Here is a 16,964-nt window from a genome sequence, read left to right as displayed (position 1 = left end):
GAGATGATTTAAAAAATCTTTATTGTAGCACGCTTGTACCAAAATGAAATCAGTTTTATTTGATTTTTACCAAAAAATACGCACACTCTTTGGAAATGCCATGATTTTTTAGCTCCCAATAAAGTCAATGAAAAATTGATTCGCCTGTGTTTTAGTAATGACTGAAAGCTTTTTTTGAGTATTTTTATTGCAGGCATCTGAATTTTTAAGAAATGTGCTTGTATTTTTGAAAAATTTTGGGCATGATAGAGTCAAACAATCTTGATGAGATTTGTGTCTATTTTTGGCTTTTTGTGAGTTGAAAAATAAGGAAAACATCTTATGATTACCTACGCCCTCCCAAAAAATTCACAAGCATGGCAAAATGCACTTACATCGGTCGCCCATGTACTCCCAGTCGACATGCGAATTGATGACGCACCGATTGACACCCTGCCTGTCTTTGCTATCATCATTGTCGCCAAGCGGCCGCATGATGATGTCGATACATTGATGCAAACATGGGCAGATACCCAAGCCAACTGGCAAATTGTCGATGTCATTGATGATGAGATTGCCAAAAAAAACGCCCACCTCATCAACTCCCCCACGCCACTTGCTGATGTTTCAATTCATCGCTACTTACTGGCACCGACCAAATTCATACAGATGAGTGATGCCAAGCGAGAATCAGCCGCACACATCATTGATGAGCAAATCACCAGCCATCTTCATAAACAGCTGGGCAATGACGCAGATGTGCATATTTTATCCATCGGGCAACTGCTACACAAGCATCGTTTGGCATGCTTTGACATGGACTCAACCCTGATTGAACAAGAAGTCATCGTAGAAATTGCCAAATACTGCGGAATTGAAGATAAGGTTGCAGACATTACCGAGCAAGCCATGCGTGGCGAGATTGATTTTGCCACCAGCTTTGCTCGCCGTGTGGCACTGCTTGAGGGGGTTAAAACTGATGTGATTGATGAAATCATTGCCAAACGCATCACATTTAGTGCAGGAGCACATGCCACAATCGCCGCCTTAAAAGCCATTGGTTATCATACTGTACTCATATCAGGTGGTTTTATGCCATTTGCTCGTCATGTCGCACAAGCATTAGGTATGGACGATTATCATGCCAATACCCTATCAACACTGGATCACGAATTGACAGGGCAAGTCGATGATGATGTCATTGATGGTAATAAAAAAGCCGCCATCACCGCCAAAACAGCCAACAAATTATCGCTTGGCATGCATCAAGTCGTGTGCGTAGGCGACGGGGCGAATGATCTGCCGATGATGGCAATGGCTGATGTGGGCATCGCCTATCACGCCAAGCCGATTGTCAAGGCAAAGGCTGATGCCGCCATCACCATCACAGGGCTTGAAGGCGTGCTGTATGCCCTAGGTCATCGTTTAGATGTATGTACTTGACAAGCATCAATGCTTAACAAGATACAAAAATACCATATCTACTGACGGTATTTTTGGTAAAATATCCTCCACTCAACCATAAATATGGAACGACCATGTTCACACTACCCATTTTAGATGTTAAAACCGATGCGCTTGATGCTTTGTTAGCAACGGTAGGTTTTCGCTTACAGTCACTCATTAAAAATCGCAATAATGACACATTAAACGACTTGATTGATGGTAAAAATATTACCATTCAGTTTAAAAGTCCAGTTGCCGAACGCTATTACGAATTTCGTGATGGTAGGTTTGGTCATGCACTTGGCAGTCTTAATGATGCTGATTTGACCATCGAATTTAAAGACTCTCTGGCGGGTGCCAAACTCCTCTCCAAAGGCGATATCGCCGCTCTAATGACTGCCATTCAAGACGGTGATGTCAATATCACTGGCGATTATAAGCTGGTTTTATGGTTTGCCAGCGTCGCCAAACACGCCACCAAAATCCCTGACGAATACCAAAGCTATATTAACACCATCAAGCCCTATATTAACCAAGCCAAACCATATGCCAATCAAGCATTAAATGCCATCAAAGCAGCACTGGGTAAATAGCACCCATCATCTTTGTCTCAAAATGACCAAAATGGTGATACATCCCCATCAACCAAAGCCACCGATTGGATGATTCGGTGGTTTTTTGTGATCATTCAACAAAAAAAGATGAGTTGTATTATCTCATCAATGTTTGTTAAAATAAGAACGGTTGTTTACTATTTTTTAGAGATTGGTTATGAATGATTCATCAAAGCGATTAAACAAGGAAGACATCGCTCATTTATTTGAACTGCCGCTCATGGATTTGCTGATGCAAGCCCAAAGCGTTCATCGTCAGCATTTTCCCGCCAATGAAGTACAAATATCCACTTTACTATCCATCAAAACTGGTAACTGCCCTGAAGATTGTGGCTATTGCAGTCAGTCAGGGCATCATCGAGATAAGGTAGGGTTATCGCCTGAAAAACTCATCGCCCTTGAAAAAGTCATCAAAGAGGCAAAGAGAGCCAAAGCCAATGGTTCATCACGCTTTTGCATGGGGGCGGCGTGGAAGCATCCACATGACAAAGACTTACCCTACCTAACGACACTCATCAGTGAAGTCAAGGCACTTGGCATGGAAACCTGCATGACCTTGGGCATGCTCTCACCACATCAAGCAAAGACCTTGGCGGATGCAGGGCTTGATTACTATAATCACAATCTAGACACCTCTCGCAATTACTATGACCAAGTAACCACCACGCGTACTTATGACGAACGACTTGCCACGCTTGATCATGTTCGACAAGCTGGCATCAATGTCTGTTCAGGCTCGATTGTTGGCATGGGAGAAAGCAGAGAGGATCGTATTGACTGGGTGTACGAACTGACCCAAATGCCCATACCACCACAATCAATACCTGTAAACCTTTTGGTACCCATCAAGGGCACACCGCTTGGCGACAAAGTACTCAGTGAGGGCAAACTGTCCACGATTGAATGGATTCGCACGATTGCCGTAACTCGCATTTGCTGCCCAAAGAGTGTGGTCAGGCTCTCAGCTGGGCGTGAAAGCTTAACCGATGGCGAACAAGCATTGGCATTCATGGCAGGGGCAAATTCATTTTTCTATGGCGACAGATTACTCACCACCGCCAATGCTTCCATGAGTAATGACGACCATCTGATGAGGGAGTTGGGATTAACCGCCAAAAACCCCAAACCCAAAATCATTAACGCAATGACTGGCCAAGAAGAATACGACCACCTGCCCCAACACTGCCCACTAACAGCTTAATAACCCAACAATTTCAACGCCCCAACAATTTTACAAAGGAGTTTTATGATGACAAAACCAGCCTTACATCCACTGATACTGACTTTAAGTTTGCTAATATCTGGCATGGCACACGCTCAAAATTTTAGCCAAACGGTCGTGTTTGGTGACAGTTTGAGCGATGCAGGTCGTCTAAAAGGCATGGTAACAGACATCAACCCCACCGTTGGCAATCAATTACAACCATCTTTCACCACCAACCCCGACCCTGTCTGGGCAGAGATTTTGGCACATGCCTATGGCAATACCGCCAAACCCAACACCACAAACAATCAGACAGGCACCAATTACGCTGTCGGTGGCTCACAATCAGCACGCACCGCTCAATGGACAGATGCCAGTGGTCAGATGAGCATTGACATCCCCACTACCAAAACTCAAATCAATGAATACTTTCAACAAACAGGCGGTCAAGCCAATCCACAGGCTTTATATGCCGTATGGATTGGAGCAAACGATTTATTCCACGCCATTGAAAGCACTCAGCCATCACACATTGGCAATGCGGTAGAAGCAGCGGCAAAAGACATTCAAACATTAGGCCAAAAAGGAGCGAAAGTCATTTTGGTGCCAAGCATTCCTGATTTATCACTCACGCCACTGGTGCAACAGCATCCTCTTTTATCTGCCAAAAAAGAACAGATCCAACTTTTGACAAAAATGTACAATCATGGGTTATTCAAGGCATTGAACGATGGCACCGCCAATGTCATTCCAGCAAATACCTTTGCCCTGCTTCAAGAAGCACATGGCAACTTGACAGCATTTAAATTATCCAACGCCAAGGATGCCGCTTGCCACAATCACCCACAAATCAAACCAACTTCATCGTCCATCGCCTGCGATGAACATTCTTTGGTAGCACCTAACGCTAACGACTCATACATGTTTGCTGACCTCATCCACCCATCAGGACATACGCATCGCATCCTAGCACAGTATTATCGCTCACTCATTGACAGCCCCACGCACATGGCAGGCGTGATGAAGGAACTTGCACAGGTCGGCACAACAAACCATCAAAATCTGTATCGCAAGCTCAACTCACTTAGTCCCAGCTCACATTCCATATGGTTAGATGCCAACACCTCTTTTGGCAAAACCCATCACCCAAACCTGATGGTCGGCTTTGATGTGTCAAAACAGCACAGCCACACAGGCATGTATGTGAATCACCAAACACAAGCACATTCCCCAAACAGCACCATCAATGCAGATAGTAAACAAATCGGAATGGGACTGTATCATCAACATCGCTTTGGCAATGTACTAATGAATGCTGACATTGGCGTTGACAAGATTACACTGGACACACATCGCCATGTCGACTGGGAGGGTGCATCACGCATTCATCATGGCAAGGCAGATGGTCGTCGCCATCATGCTGGGTTACAAATTGGGCATGAGTCAAGCATTGATGAGCTTCTGATTCGTCCTTATATCGGCATGTATGTTCAAAAAGTGCACATCAACAGCTTTACCGAAAGCGATGCCAATCTATCCACCGCCTTGCAATACACTCTCCCCACTCAAAAGTCATACCAAGGCAGCATTGGCGTGGACATGGAATATCCGATCAACACAGCAATCAAGATCCGTGCTGGCATTGAACATTCGCATGATTTTAATGACGATGGCATGATGGTGGGTGCAAAGCTGCCATCTGTCAACAGTCATCATCACAGCTATCTGCTACCCGTCCATCATCAAAAAGAGGACAACACCCAAGCCCATTTGGGCATTCAGGGCGATATTGGACGCACCAGCCTAAATGCTGGATTGACAGCCATTCGTCAGAACCACGATACCAACATCGGCGGTCAGTTGGGGTTACAATTTAAGTTTTAAGCATGAAATAAACATAAAAAAAGATGGTATAATACCATCTTTTTTACATTCCATATGGAGGAGTCTGTGTTTTTATATATCAAGGCTTTTCATATCATTGCAATGGTATGCTGGTTTGCAGGAATTTTTTATTTACCACGCCTATTTGTCTATCATGCCATGAGCGATGACGCAGTGAGCCAACAGCGCTTTATCATCATGGAACGCAAGCTATACCGAGGCATCATGAACCCTGCCATGATAACAACCTGGACGCTTGGGCTATCGATGGTCATTATGGGCTGGGATGTTTATAAGAATCAAGGTTGGTTGCATGCCAAAATCGCACTTGTCATCTTGCTAACCTTATATCATCTTAGCTGCGGTCGATATCGCACCCAACTCATCAACAACCCAAAACTTAAAACACATATCTTTTGGCGGTGGTTTAACGAGATTCCTGTGTTTATTTTGATTGCCGTGGTAATACTGGTAATTGTCAAACCTTTTTAGCGTCCAAATTGATGATTCTTTCTAAGCAGTCGCATTCATCTTGATGGATTTGGCTTGCTTAACAATCCGTTGCCCACCGAGCACCGCCTTGGCAACTTCAATTTCACGCTGATCATCAAACCCCTCAAAATAATGACTCACTCCCCCATCACGGACAATTAGGCATCGATTTTCACTGATGATTTGTGCCTGCTTGGTAAGTTTGATTGACATGTCATTGATGATGATATGATGAGACTTAAGGACAAGCAGACCTTGCGTATGGTATTTTTGAGATTTGGCAGCGTGTTTTTTTTGATTAAAAAAATACATCAATACCGCCCATATTGCCAGTGAAGCAATGGCATATGGCACTGGCAAGGTAAAGCAAATCACCGCCACGACCACCGCACAAATAAGCATGGCAATCGACCAAAGAAACAGCGTATCTTTATTCTGACCCATCAAGGTGATTTGCACCCCGTCATCAATCACTTTCATCACCAGCCTAATGCCTTTTGTTGCTCCTCAATCAACAGGCGAATACCAGATTCGGCCAAATCCAGCATGGCATTTGCTTGTGTGCGATTAAACGGTGCTTCTTCTGCCGTGCCTTGAATTTCAATAAAGCCACCATTTTGATTCATGACCACATTCAAATCGGTATCGCAGGTTGAATCTTCAGCATAATCCAAATCCAAATAGGCTCGACCATCTTTCATGCCTACAGACACCGCTGCCACCAAACCAATAAATGGATCTGATTTTAGCTTGCGCTTGCGTTGCCAGTTTTCCAGTGCATCTATCACAGCAACAGCCGCTCCTGTGATGCTGGCAGTTCGTGTGCCACCATCTGCTTGAATGACATCACAATCCACATAGATCGTATTTTCACCCAGTTTACTCAAATTAATCATCGCACGCAAAGAGCGACCAATCAAACGCTGAATCTCCTGAGTGCGTCCTGATTGCTTACCACGAACCGCTTCACGATCGGTGCGTGTATTTGTGGCACGGGGCAACATGCCATATTCAGCAGTCAGCCAGCCCTGACCCTGCCCTTTCAACCATCGAGGCACCCCCTGCTCAATGGTGGCGGTGCATAGCACTTTGGTATCTCCAAAGCATACCAACACAGAGCCTTCTGCATGCTTGGTGTAGTTACGAGTGAATGAAATCGAACGAAGTTCATTAAAAGCACGATCATGATGACGCATATTTTTCCACTTTAACATTCATTATTAAATCTATTGTATCAATCACATAAAAAGCAATTGCCCATCACATCATTACTGCTCTTTTTGCTTTTCAAGCATTCTTAGCTCTTTACGCAAAATTTTGCCAACATTGGATTTGGGCAATTCATCGATAAATTCAACAAATTTAGGGCGTTTATAGCCTGTAAGATGCTGTTTTGCCCAAGCTTTTATCTCTTTTTCATCTAAGGTTTCATCTTTTTTGACGACAAACACCTTAACCACTTCACCACTGTACGCATCTGACACACCGATCACGCCACATTCTAAGACTTTCGGGTGAGCAGCGATGACCTCTTCAACCTCATTGGGATAAACATTAAACCCCGACACCAAAATCATGTCTTTTTTGCGATCAACGATTTTAATGTATCCAGCTTCGTCCATCACACCGATATCGCCAGTACGGAAATAGCCGTCTTTTGTGGTAACTTTTTCTGTCTCATCAGGACGATTCCAATAGCCTTTCATCACCTGTGGACCTTTGGCACAAATCTCACCGACCTCACCAAGTGGTAGCGGACGACCTTCATCATCTAAAATCACAACATCAGTCGCAGGCAGTGGTATGCCAATCTTACCAGAATAGCCTGCTGGTGGCGGTGTGACGGTCAGTACAGGCGATGTCTCAGACAGCCCATATCCTTCGGTGATGTGATTGCCTGTCAATTCTTGCCAAGCTTTGGCTGTGCTTGGCAGTACCGACATACCACCTGCCAGACTGAATTTAAGATTGCTATGGTCGATTTTCTTAAAGCCTTCATGGTTTGCCAATGCATTGAATAGCGTATTAACACCCATAAAAAACACAGGGCGATATTTGGCATGCTGCTTGGTTAGGTCGTCAAAATCTCGTGCGTTTGGGATCAGTAATAGAGCAAAGCCATATTTCATCGCCAGCTGACTGACCATGAAACAAAAAATATGGTATAAGGGCAACGCCACCGTTGTGTATTTACCATGCATCGCCCCCCCTGAAAACACTGTACTGACAAAATTACTCGCCTGCTCAACATTAGCAATGATATTGCGATGAGTGAGCATCGCACCTTTTGCCACGCCCGTAGTTCCGCCTGTGTATTGCAACACCGCCACATCATCGAGTGCCAGCTCTGGGCGTTTGAATTGATTGGTAGGTACACTACTGAGTGCTTCTTTAAAGCTGACTGCCCCACTGATATGATGACCTGGCACCATTTTTTTGACATGGCGTACTACAAAGTTTACCAAATGACCTTTTAACCCAAGCATGTCGCCGATACTGGCGATGATGACATGATTGACTTTGCCTTTATTTTTCACGCACTCAAAGGTATGAGCGAAATTCTCAATGATGAATAGCACTTTGGCTTCACTGTCAATCAACTGATACTCCAATTCATGCGAAGTATATAGTGGATTCACATTTACCAAAGTAAAACCTGCACGAATCACCCCAAACATGGCAATCAAATACTGTGGCACATTCGGCATCATCACCGCAACTTTATCGCCTTTTTCAAGCCCAAGTGACTGTAAGTATGCTGCAATCTTCAAACTTGCCTCATCAAGCTCACCATAAGTCATGGATTTATCCATGAAAGTGGTGGCAACGGCATGGCGATGATTGACAACATTATCTTCAAAAACATCTGCAAGCGAATGAACATGTGCTGGAATCGCAAACTCTGTGCTGATGCCATAGGATTGGTAAGTATCATACCAAGGGTGTTTATTGGTGGTGGTAAAATCGGTATTACTCATGGCAATCTCCTTTTTTAATATATAATTTAGCCCTTTGACGGTTCTGATGTACATAAAAATTGGTCAAGAATGCCACAACCAACCCACAACATCAATTTTTTTTATAAAATACACTATTTTTTGACAATTTTCCAATCAATTTTGCCATTGTTGTGCACAATTGTACACAAATATTAAAGCATGACAGCTCAAATATTCAGTACCAATCTCTTAGTACGCCAAAATCGCACCGATTTGGGTTACCAATTGTCTTGCAATGTCATGCTTGCTTGCTTTATTCAGCACAACTTTACTCTTGGCATATTTATCAGCAAAAAATACGGTCATGGCATTATGGTCGCTACCAAAACCAATGGATTGATCCGACACATCATTACAAGCAATCATGTCCAAATTTTTGGCAACCAGCTTGCCTTTGGCGTAGTCTTCAACAGCATTCGTCTCAGCGGCAAATCCCACAGTCAGCAGGTGTGGATAGGTCTGACTGATGGTTGCTAAAATATCAGGGTTTTTAATCAGTTCAAGCGTCAAAAGATCATTGTCTGTGGTTTTTTTGAGTTTTTGGGTGGCGGCATGCTTGACCTTAAAATCCGCCACAGCTGCCGTGGCGATGAATATGTCGGCTTGTTGGCAGGCTTGTTGGCAGGCTGCTAACATCTCATCAGCTGTGATGATGGTAATTTTAGTCGCTCCTATTGGCGTGGGTAAATTGACTTTCTGACCTGCCACAATACTCACCTTAGCACCAGCATTCACACAAGCACTCGCCAGTGCATAGCCCATCTTTCCTGTAGAGTGATTGGATAAATATCGTACAGGATCGATCGGTTCAAGCGTCGCACCTGCGGTTATAACGACCGTCTTTCCAGCCAAAGACTGCACGGTATTTTGGCGATTAAAAAACCCAACGATCTCATCACAAATTGACTCAGGCTCAGGCAGTCGACCCACACCGACATCACCACAAGCCTGCTCACCACCAGCAGGCATGACAACCTTATAACCCAAGCGTGTCAGTCTATCGACATTCTCTTGCACTTGTGTCTTATGCCACATTGCTTGATTCATCGCAGGATACAGCCATACTGGGGCTGTGGTCGCAAGTAATGCCGTGGTAACAAGATTGTCCGCCAAGCCATTTGCCAGTTTGCCAATGGTATTGGCGGATGCTGGTGCCAATATCACCAAATCCGCCCATTTGGCAAGCTCAATATGCCCCATACCACGCTCACTGTGTGCGTCCAAAAGTTCAGTATGCACCTCATTACCCGTCAGTGCCTGCAAGCTTAAAGGTGTGATGAATTGACAGGCGGCTGGTGTCATCATCACACGCACTTGACAGCCCGCCTTAATCAACAGGCGTGCCAAAATGGCCGATTTATAACAGGCAATACCGCCAGTCAATGCAAGCAGAACCTTGGGAGATGGCGTGGCTAAAATGGGCATATTCATGATGTCGTATGAAAGCGAATAAAAACAAGCATTATACTAAAATTTTAACAAAAAACCCATTAATGAATGAAAAATCCGCCAACAAAAAACAAGCATTCAACCATCAAAATCAGCCAAACATCAGCCTGGCCACCATTGCAAAACAGACAACGACAATCACTGGACGCACAATTTTTGCACCATTTTTAACAACCATGCGAGAACCAAAATACGCACCAATCACCTGCCCTGCCATCATGGCAAAACCCAATGCCCACACCACTTGACCCCCTAGGATAAAAAGCATCAATGATGCACTGTTGGTTGCAAAATTCAGCAACTTAGCACGAGCAGTTGCCTGCACCAAATCACGCCCTCGCAAAATCACTTGCGACAGACTAAAAAAAGTCCCCGTTCCTGGTCCAAAATAGCCATCATAAAAACCAATGACTGGTGCACAAGCACGCTCATAAAGCCTTTGGCTGATTTTTGGAGTGCTTTGTAATTTGCCCAAGTTTGGGGTAAATAGCGTATATAGCCCCACCAAAGCGATGACAAAAGGCAGTGCTTTATTCAAAAAATCAGGAGGCGACAACTGCACCAACACCGCTCCCACAGCCGAACCAAAAAACGCCATGATGAGCGCCCTTTTCATCTCAATAGGATGAATCAACTTCTTTTTTATCATGGTAACACTTGCTGAAAACGAGCCAGCGGTTGCTTGAAGCTTATTGGTTGCCAGTGCCGCCACAGGATTCATGCCTGTCAACAACAATGCAGGAATGGTCAAAAGTCCGCCACCACCTGCCATAGCATCAATGAACCCTGCCACAAGTGCCGTCGTAAACAACAAGCCAAGCAATTGCAATGAAATTTCCACAGTGTAACCCATACCATAAAATTTTTTGGCATATTAACATGTCAGACGAATGAATAAAAGTCAATGGGTAACATGTCCCAAGCTTTGGTGTTCACGCTTTAGTGAGTCAACAGCCAAATTTATCCGTCTTTTATCCATGCTCATTGATATGATTTTAAACATTTCTTTTCTTTGACTTTTGTGTTCAATAACCCTAAAATTCATCAACTTTAACATTTCACAAACACAAGGAAAAGGTCATGCCCATATTTCGGTACTATTTTAAGTCCAATTTGTTGATGAGAATTTTAACAGCTCTTATCCTAGGGGCGGTATTGGGGTTAATTTTTAAAGATCACCCCAAAGTTTTGGCGGTGCTGGCTCCACTTGGCGAGCTTTTTGTTCGCTTGCTTAAGATGATTGTCGTCCCTGTGATTGCCAGCACCTTGATTGTTGGTGCAAGTTCCATCACCCCCACCCAATTGGGACGCATTGGCATTAAGACTTTGATTTACTATACCATCACTTCCATGTTTGCCATCATGATTGGGTTGGGTGTTGGTAAAATCATTCAACCAGGACTTGGATTAAAGATTGCCAGCGATGCAGCAGCGGCAGGTAAGACAGCTGAAACACCAACGGTCATTCAAATACTGCTTGACATCGTCCCCACCAACCCCATTGGAGCCATTTCTGGCGGTCAAGTATTACCAATGATTTTTTTCTGCTTGGCGTTTGGCATTGCCCTATCTTTTGGCCGAGACAGCCAAGATGAACAGATTAAACACGGCTCCGATACCGTTTATGCCTTTGTAGATGGGGTAAGTCAGGCAATGTTTAAGATTGTCGGCTGGGTCATGCAGTATGCACCAATCGGGGTATTTGCGTTGATTTTTGGGGTATTTGCTCAAAATGGCGCCACTGCTTTCGGTGCATTGGCGAGCGTTACCACTTCAGTGTATGTTGGGCTGGTGTTGCAAGTCGTTTTGGTGTACTGTGTGATTTGCGCCCTATTTAAACTATCGCCGCTGGTTTTCTTAAAGAAAGTGCGCCCTGCCATGATTACCGCTTTCGTTACTCGCTCATCAGGAGCCACGCTGCCAGTCTCAATCCAAACTGCTCAAAATATGGGCGTTCCAAAACCTGTGTACAGCTTTGCCCTGCCTGTTGGTTCAACCATGAACATGGACGGCACCACTGTCTATCTGGGAGTCTGTGCAATTTTCATCGCCAATGCAGTTGGCGTGCCACTTGATGGCTCACAAATGATCACCATCACCTTAATTGCGGTGTTGGGTGCCATCGGTACAGCAGGCGTGCCGGGAGCTGGTGCCATCATGCTATTGATGGTGTTAGAATCGGTAGGTCTACCCGTAGAAGCAGGATCGGCGGTAGCGATTGCTTACGGCATGATTTTGGGCATTGACGCACTGCTTGACATGGGTCGCACTTCGATGAATGTGGTGGGTGATGTGGCAGGCACCGCCATCGTTGCCAAGCAAGAAGGCACGCTTGATGAACAGGCTTGGAGAAATTAATAAGAAGATTCTGGCAACACAAACCAGACTCAAACATCAATCAGATTTTAACATGGGGCAACACACATTTGCCCTATTTTTATGACATTGGTCAAATTTTTATAAGACGCCTCATTGCTCACAACATCGCATTTTCACTCCCTTTCAACCATCATCAAACCATGAAGCTTAAAACACATGATTGACTAACGCATCACCACCATAGAGCCATTCGCATATGATACCATTGATGAGTTTTTTGTAAATTTTTGGTACAAAGCCCATAAAAATCATTTAGCCCTGTGATTTTTTGTGATATATTTCTATATATTTTAGTCATATTTTTTAAGCATAAATCAGCATTATCATTTTTTTTAATTTTCACCGACAACGCCGATAAGAGTAATAGCCATGCCGATGAACCGTATTAAATCTTTTTTTGAACTAGAAGCTGCAGGAGGGATTTTACTTGCACTTGCTGCCATCTTTGCGATGATCGTTGCCAACTCCCCCTTGCATGATCTGTATCACGCTTTCATCCACGCACCAGTCGTTGTCCAAATTGGGGGGTTTGAAATCGCCAAAGATGCCCATCATTGGATTAACGATGGTTTGATGGCAATCTTTTTCTTTTTGGTGGGGTTGGAATTAAAAAGAGAGGCTCTCATTGGAGAGCTGTCCGACATCAAACAAATCATTCTGCCTGCCCTATGTGCGATTGGTGGCATGATCATGCCTGCCGCCGTCTACGCGCTATTTAATTATCATCATAGCGACCATATGACTGGCTGGGCAATTCCAGCGGCGACCGACATTGCCTTTGCTTTAGGCGTGTTAAGCTTACTGGGAAATAAAGTACCAAATGCCCTAAAGGTGTTTTTGGTATCAATTGCCATCTTTGATGATATCGGTGCCATCATCATCATTGCCTTGTTTTATACTGCCAACCTATCTTTGACATCCTTAGCGATTGCATTTGCCTGTCTTGTGCCATTGTTTATTTTAAATCGCATGAATGTTGTTAGAGTTACTCCTTATCTTTTCATCGGGCTCATCATGTGGGCAGCACTTTTAAAATCAGGCATTCACGCCACTTTGGCGGGCGTGGCACTGGCATTTTTTATTCCACTAAAAAATAAAAAAGATCCAGAGCATTCACCCGTAGAAGAGCTTGAACACGACTTACATAACACTGTGGCGTTTGGCATTTTACCGCTTTTTGCCTTTGCCAATGCTGGTGTATCTTTGGCTGGTGCAGGCATCAGCAGCCTTATGCACCCAGTACCACTAGGCATTGCCGCAGGCTTATTCATCGGCAAGCAACTGGGTGTGATGGGTGCTGTATTTCTTGCCATCAAAAGCAAAATCGCAACTCTACCCAAGGGGACAACCATGATGCAGATTTATGGCGTTTCCATACTCTGTGGCATCGGCTTCACCATGAGCTTGTTCATCTCAGGACTTGCTTTTGGCGGCATTCCAGAAGCTTTCGACCCCAGAATTGGCATCATTGGTGGCTCACTCATTGCAGGCATCATCGGATACTTAGTATTACGCCGCAACATCAAAGATGCTGACCACCCAACTCTCGCCCAAAGCAATGAAATGTATCTGGGAACAGACAAACCCAACAAGCACTAACTTTTTTCAAACACCCTCCGACAGCACCACTCTTTTAGTGGTGCTTTTTGTGTGAGCGGTTACCAATGATGGTAATATTTTGCATACACTTTCACCATAATCATACTTATTGTGGTAACAATTCATCAGAAAATGTGCGTTATACTAGGTGTTGGTAATGAATCTCAATCGTGATAAATGGTTTGGCCATTGTTGATGAATTCAGCCAAATGATGTTCTCAGTAAAATCAACACTAAGGAATATTTAACATGAAAAAATTACTCATCACAAGCAGTATTTTATCTGCACTGATCATGACAGGTTGTGCTGGCACTACCACAACCCCCACAATCATTAAGCCTGTAAACATTGAGCCTGTCAACCAAAAAGCTCAATCGAACAGTGCCGATAGCGACACACAACACCAAGAAGATCAATCTAAGCAAGATCAGCTTGCCCATCTGCAAGTATTTCAATGCGACAATGATGCCATCGTAGTGGTCGATCATATGCCCAAACATGATCTTATTAAAGCACACATCAACGCTCCATCTTGGAATCTAAAAAATGCCGCAGTGGACATGAAGGCCGCTCCTGCCGCCTCAGGTGAACGCTTCATCAATGATTTAAATCCTATGGTCAAATACGAATGGCATAGCAAAGATGACATGGGCGTGCTGTCTGTTATCGACAACACAAACAAAACCTCACAATTAAACTGTGAAAAACTTGAGATTCATCAACAGTAATCATCAAGACATTCAGGTGATAGACTTTGTGATTTGGTCATCACCTCATTGAGCTTTTGTGGGCAATGCTGGATACAGCTTGGGCAAATCAAGCAATTGCCGCACAAAAGCAATCTTTAATGTCTCACGACTGCCCAAATACCGCTGATAAAAACTAGAATTAAGCAATCCTGCACCACCTTGCCCAATTGCCCAAATGGCAGCCGCATAGTCTCTTGCTGTCATGGCACTGTTTTGCTCACTCAGATATTGCTCAGCGATTTGCACGAGTCGCTTCATGCGTTGCCGCCGCACTTGATACAGCTCACCAAAAACTTTATGAAGTCCCACCGATGTTCCAGCCAAACGCTCTTCGATATGATTGAATAACATGGCACGCTGCGGCAGTCGAAGTTGTAGTAACGCCATGCGTGCCACGCCTGCTCCTGCACCATCTTGCGTCATATTCATACGCAGCAGCCTACGCTCATACTCAATCAAAATCCTCAACAACAACTCATCTTTACTGGCAAAGTGTTTGTACAATGTCCCTTTTGCCAAGTCTAAATGCTGAGCCAAGCTGTCTAGCGTCAAATCGCCTTCACCAGATTCCAAAAGTAATTGTTCGGCAGCTTTAAGAATCTTCATCTCTCTTTCTTCAAATAACTCTTTGCGATTTGACATGTTAACCCTTGTAGAGATCTACTGTTATGGCGATTGGTTGATTTTTGACGGACAAAATTATTCAAAATTATAACAAACTCACCTAACGAAAAACAGCGGTTTCCACTAAAATCTTATGAAATCGCTCATCTGCCAAGACCTGCCGAAACACGATGCCACACATTCACACATCATAAGCAAACATTTCTGTCATTTTTGTGAATAAATGTTCACTTTCATTCATTTTTTAGGTATAATGAACTGGCTAAAACTCCATTTTCATATTGATCAGCAGGAATCTTCATGAGCGTCGAGAGAAATCCACAAGCCTTTGAAAACGCACCGATCAACTGGGTGCCTGCCATCGTCTTGCTTTCAACCCCACTACTTGCCATCGTATTGGTACCTTGGTATCTTTGGACACATGGCATCAATCCCGCCGTTTGGGTGGCATTTGCTTTCTTTATGGCATGGACAGGCTTGTCCATCACTGCTGGTTATCATCGACTATGGGCACATAAGGCGTATGATGCCCATCCAGCAATCAAGTACTTTTTGCTGGTAGGTGCAACGCTGGCAGTGCAAAGCTCTGCTTTTGACTGGTGTTCTGGGCATCGCACTCACCACCGCCATGTCGATGACGAATACGACGACCCATATTCTTCCAAGCGTGGCTTTTGGTTCAGTCATATAGATTGGATGCTACATAAATATCCCAGCGGTCAGTATGATTACAAAAACATTCCCGACCTAAAAAAAGATAAAATCCTACAAATCCAACATAAATATTACGGTCTATGGGTGGTGCTATCCAATCTCATCATCGTTGGGCTTGCAGGTCTGATGACAGGCGATATACTAGGCACATTCATCATTGCAGGTCTTTTACGCATGGTATTAACCCACCATTTTACTTTTTTCATCAATTCATTGTGCCACATGTTTGGTACACGACCTTACACAGATACCAATACCGCACGCGACAATCCGATTTTAGCGATTTTCACCTGGGGTGAGGGTTATCATAATTATCATCACTATTTTCAATATGATTATCGCAATGGCGTCAAATGGTGGCAATACGACCCAACAAAATGGCTCATCAACATCTTGCATAAAGTTGGTCTTGCCAAAGATTTAAAGCGTGTCGATGATGTAACCATCAAGCACGCCGAGGTGGTGATGCAATTTAAACGAGCTCAAGAACGCATTAGCCAAGCAGGAGATTTGAGCTTAGATGATCGTTTGACGATCTTTAAAGAAAACATCAGTGCAGAGTATGACGCTTTCACACAGACGGTTGAAGAATGGCACACCTTAAAAGCCAAATCTATGGAGTTAAAACGAACCGAATTTGCCAATCGTTTGCATGAAGCCGATGAAAAGCTCAAAGAGCAATTTGCACAAATTGAAGCAAAAATCTTATCTCACAGTGAACGCATACAGCACGCTTATCTACATCTTAAAGGCAAATCCGCCCAATAAGCACACGCCTCACTGAAATGCTTTTCTCCTAGCCCTTTATCGTTGTGATAAAGGGTATTTTTT

15 protein-coding genes are annotated in these 16,964 nt (G+C 44.0%); 9 read left to right on the top strand and 6 right to left on the bottom strand.

What is annotated here, in order from left to right; all coding sequences use genetic code 11:
* Positions 1–321 precede the first annotated feature (321 nt).
* The 5 genes from serB to hemJ all read left to right on the top strand — a co-directional run bounded on the left by serB (position 322) and on the right by hemJ (position 5,619).
* Positions 322–1,422, top strand: coding sequence for a phosphoserine phosphatase SerB (serB, locus tag M2R47_RS01720; RefSeq protein ID WP_249097996.1), 1,101 nt, complete (start codon positions 322–324; stop codon positions 1,420–1,422).
* Positions 1,423–1,517: 95 nt separating this feature from the next.
* The gene (locus M2R47_RS01715; RefSeq protein ID WP_249097995.1) at positions 1,518–2,018 is read left to right on the top strand and encodes a hypothetical protein; all 501 of its coding nucleotides are present in this window, start codon (positions 1,518–1,520) and stop codon (positions 2,016–2,018) included.
* A gap of 178 nt (positions 2,019–2,196) precedes the next feature.
* Complete coding sequence (gene bioB, locus M2R47_RS01710) at positions 2,197–3,240, top strand: biotin synthase BioB (protein WP_249097993.1); 1,044 nt, start codon at positions 2,197–2,199, stop codon at positions 3,238–3,240.
* 45 nt (positions 3,241–3,285) lie between these two features.
* Positions 3,286–5,127 carry an autotransporter domain-containing protein gene (locus M2R47_RS01705; protein WP_249097991.1) on the top strand — a complete coding sequence of 614 codons (1,842 nt, stop codon included), beginning with the start codon at positions 3,286–3,288 and terminating at the stop codon, positions 5,125–5,127.
* A gap of 54 nt (positions 5,128–5,181) precedes the next feature.
* Complete coding sequence (gene hemJ, locus M2R47_RS01700; RefSeq protein WP_249097990.1) at positions 5,182–5,619, top strand: protoporphyrinogen oxidase HemJ; 438 nt, start codon at positions 5,182–5,184, stop codon at positions 5,617–5,619.
* A gap of 21 nt (positions 5,620–5,640) precedes the next feature.
* Here the strand turns inward: hemJ and M2R47_RS01695 are convergent, their stop codons facing one another.
* The 5 genes from M2R47_RS01695 to M2R47_RS01675 all read right to left on the bottom strand — a co-directional run bounded on the left by M2R47_RS01695 (position 5,641) and on the right by M2R47_RS01675 (position 10,908).
* Positions 5,641–6,099, bottom strand: coding sequence for a hypothetical protein (locus tag M2R47_RS01695; RefSeq protein WP_249097988.1), 459 nt, complete (start codon positions 6,097–6,099; stop codon positions 5,641–5,643).
* Positions 6,099–6,815, bottom strand: coding sequence for a ribonuclease PH (rph, locus tag M2R47_RS01690; RefSeq protein WP_249097986.1), 717 nt, complete (start codon positions 6,813–6,815; stop codon positions 6,099–6,101). Before rph ends, M2R47_RS01695 begins: the two co-directional genes overlap by 1 nt.
* A 72-nt stretch (positions 6,816–6,887) precedes the next feature.
* Complete coding sequence (locus M2R47_RS01685) at positions 6,888–8,597, bottom strand: AMP-binding protein (protein WP_249097984.1); 1,710 nt, start codon at positions 8,595–8,597, stop codon at positions 6,888–6,890.
* Between the two features lie 210 nt (positions 8,598–8,807).
* Positions 8,808–10,049 (bottom strand): bifunctional phosphopantothenoylcysteine decarboxylase/phosphopantothenate--cysteine ligase CoaBC, encoded by a 1,242-nt coding sequence (gene coaBC, locus M2R47_RS01680; RefSeq protein ID WP_249097982.1) that lies wholly within the window; start codon positions 10,047–10,049, stop codon positions 8,808–8,810.
* A gap of 109 nt (positions 10,050–10,158) precedes the next feature.
* Positions 10,159–10,908: a TSUP family transporter gene (locus tag M2R47_RS01675; protein ID WP_249097980.1), complete on the bottom strand. Its 750-nt coding sequence runs from the start codon at positions 10,906–10,908 to the stop codon at positions 10,159–10,161.
* 239 nt (positions 10,909–11,147) lie between these two features.
* Here M2R47_RS01675 and M2R47_RS01670 point away from each other — a divergent pair, with 239 nt between their 5' ends.
* The 3 genes from M2R47_RS01670 (at position 11,148) to M2R47_RS01660 (ending at position 14,774) form a co-directional block, all read left to right on the top strand.
* Positions 11,148–12,425: a dicarboxylate/amino acid:cation symporter gene (locus tag M2R47_RS01670; RefSeq protein ID WP_249097978.1), complete on the top strand. Its 1,278-nt coding sequence runs from the start codon at positions 11,148–11,150 to the stop codon at positions 12,423–12,425.
* 390 nt (positions 12,426–12,815) lie between these two features.
* On the top strand, positions 12,816–14,045 hold the full coding sequence (gene nhaA, locus M2R47_RS01665) for a Na+/H+ antiporter NhaA (protein WP_249097976.1): 1,230 nt from the start codon (positions 12,816–12,818) through the stop codon (positions 14,043–14,045).
* Positions 14,046–14,294: 249 nt separating this feature from the next.
* Entirely contained in the window at positions 14,295–14,774 is a 480-nt protein-coding gene (locus tag M2R47_RS01660; RefSeq protein WP_249097973.1) for an MliC family protein, read from the top strand.
* 45 nt (positions 14,775–14,819) lie between these two features.
* Here M2R47_RS01660 and M2R47_RS01655 read toward each other — a convergent pair whose 3' ends face one another.
* Positions 14,820–15,437: a TetR/AcrR family transcriptional regulator gene (locus tag M2R47_RS01655; protein WP_249097971.1), complete on the bottom strand. Its 618-nt coding sequence runs from the start codon at positions 15,435–15,437 to the stop codon at positions 14,820–14,822.
* 282 nt (positions 15,438–15,719) lie between these two features.
* Between M2R47_RS01655 and M2R47_RS01650 the strand changes: the two genes are divergently transcribed.
* Positions 15,720–16,901 carry an acyl-CoA desaturase gene (locus M2R47_RS01650; protein WP_249097970.1) on the top strand — a complete coding sequence of 394 codons (1,182 nt, stop codon included), beginning with the start codon at positions 15,720–15,722 and terminating at the stop codon, positions 16,899–16,901.
* Positions 16,902–16,964 lie beyond the last annotated feature (63 nt).

The organism is Moraxella oculi (genome assembly GCF_023336735.1).
Taxonomy (GTDB): Bacteria; Pseudomonadota; Gammaproteobacteria; order Pseudomonadales; family Moraxellaceae; genus Moraxella; species Moraxella oculi.
This window is presented reverse-complemented; position numbering and strand designations above follow the sequence as displayed.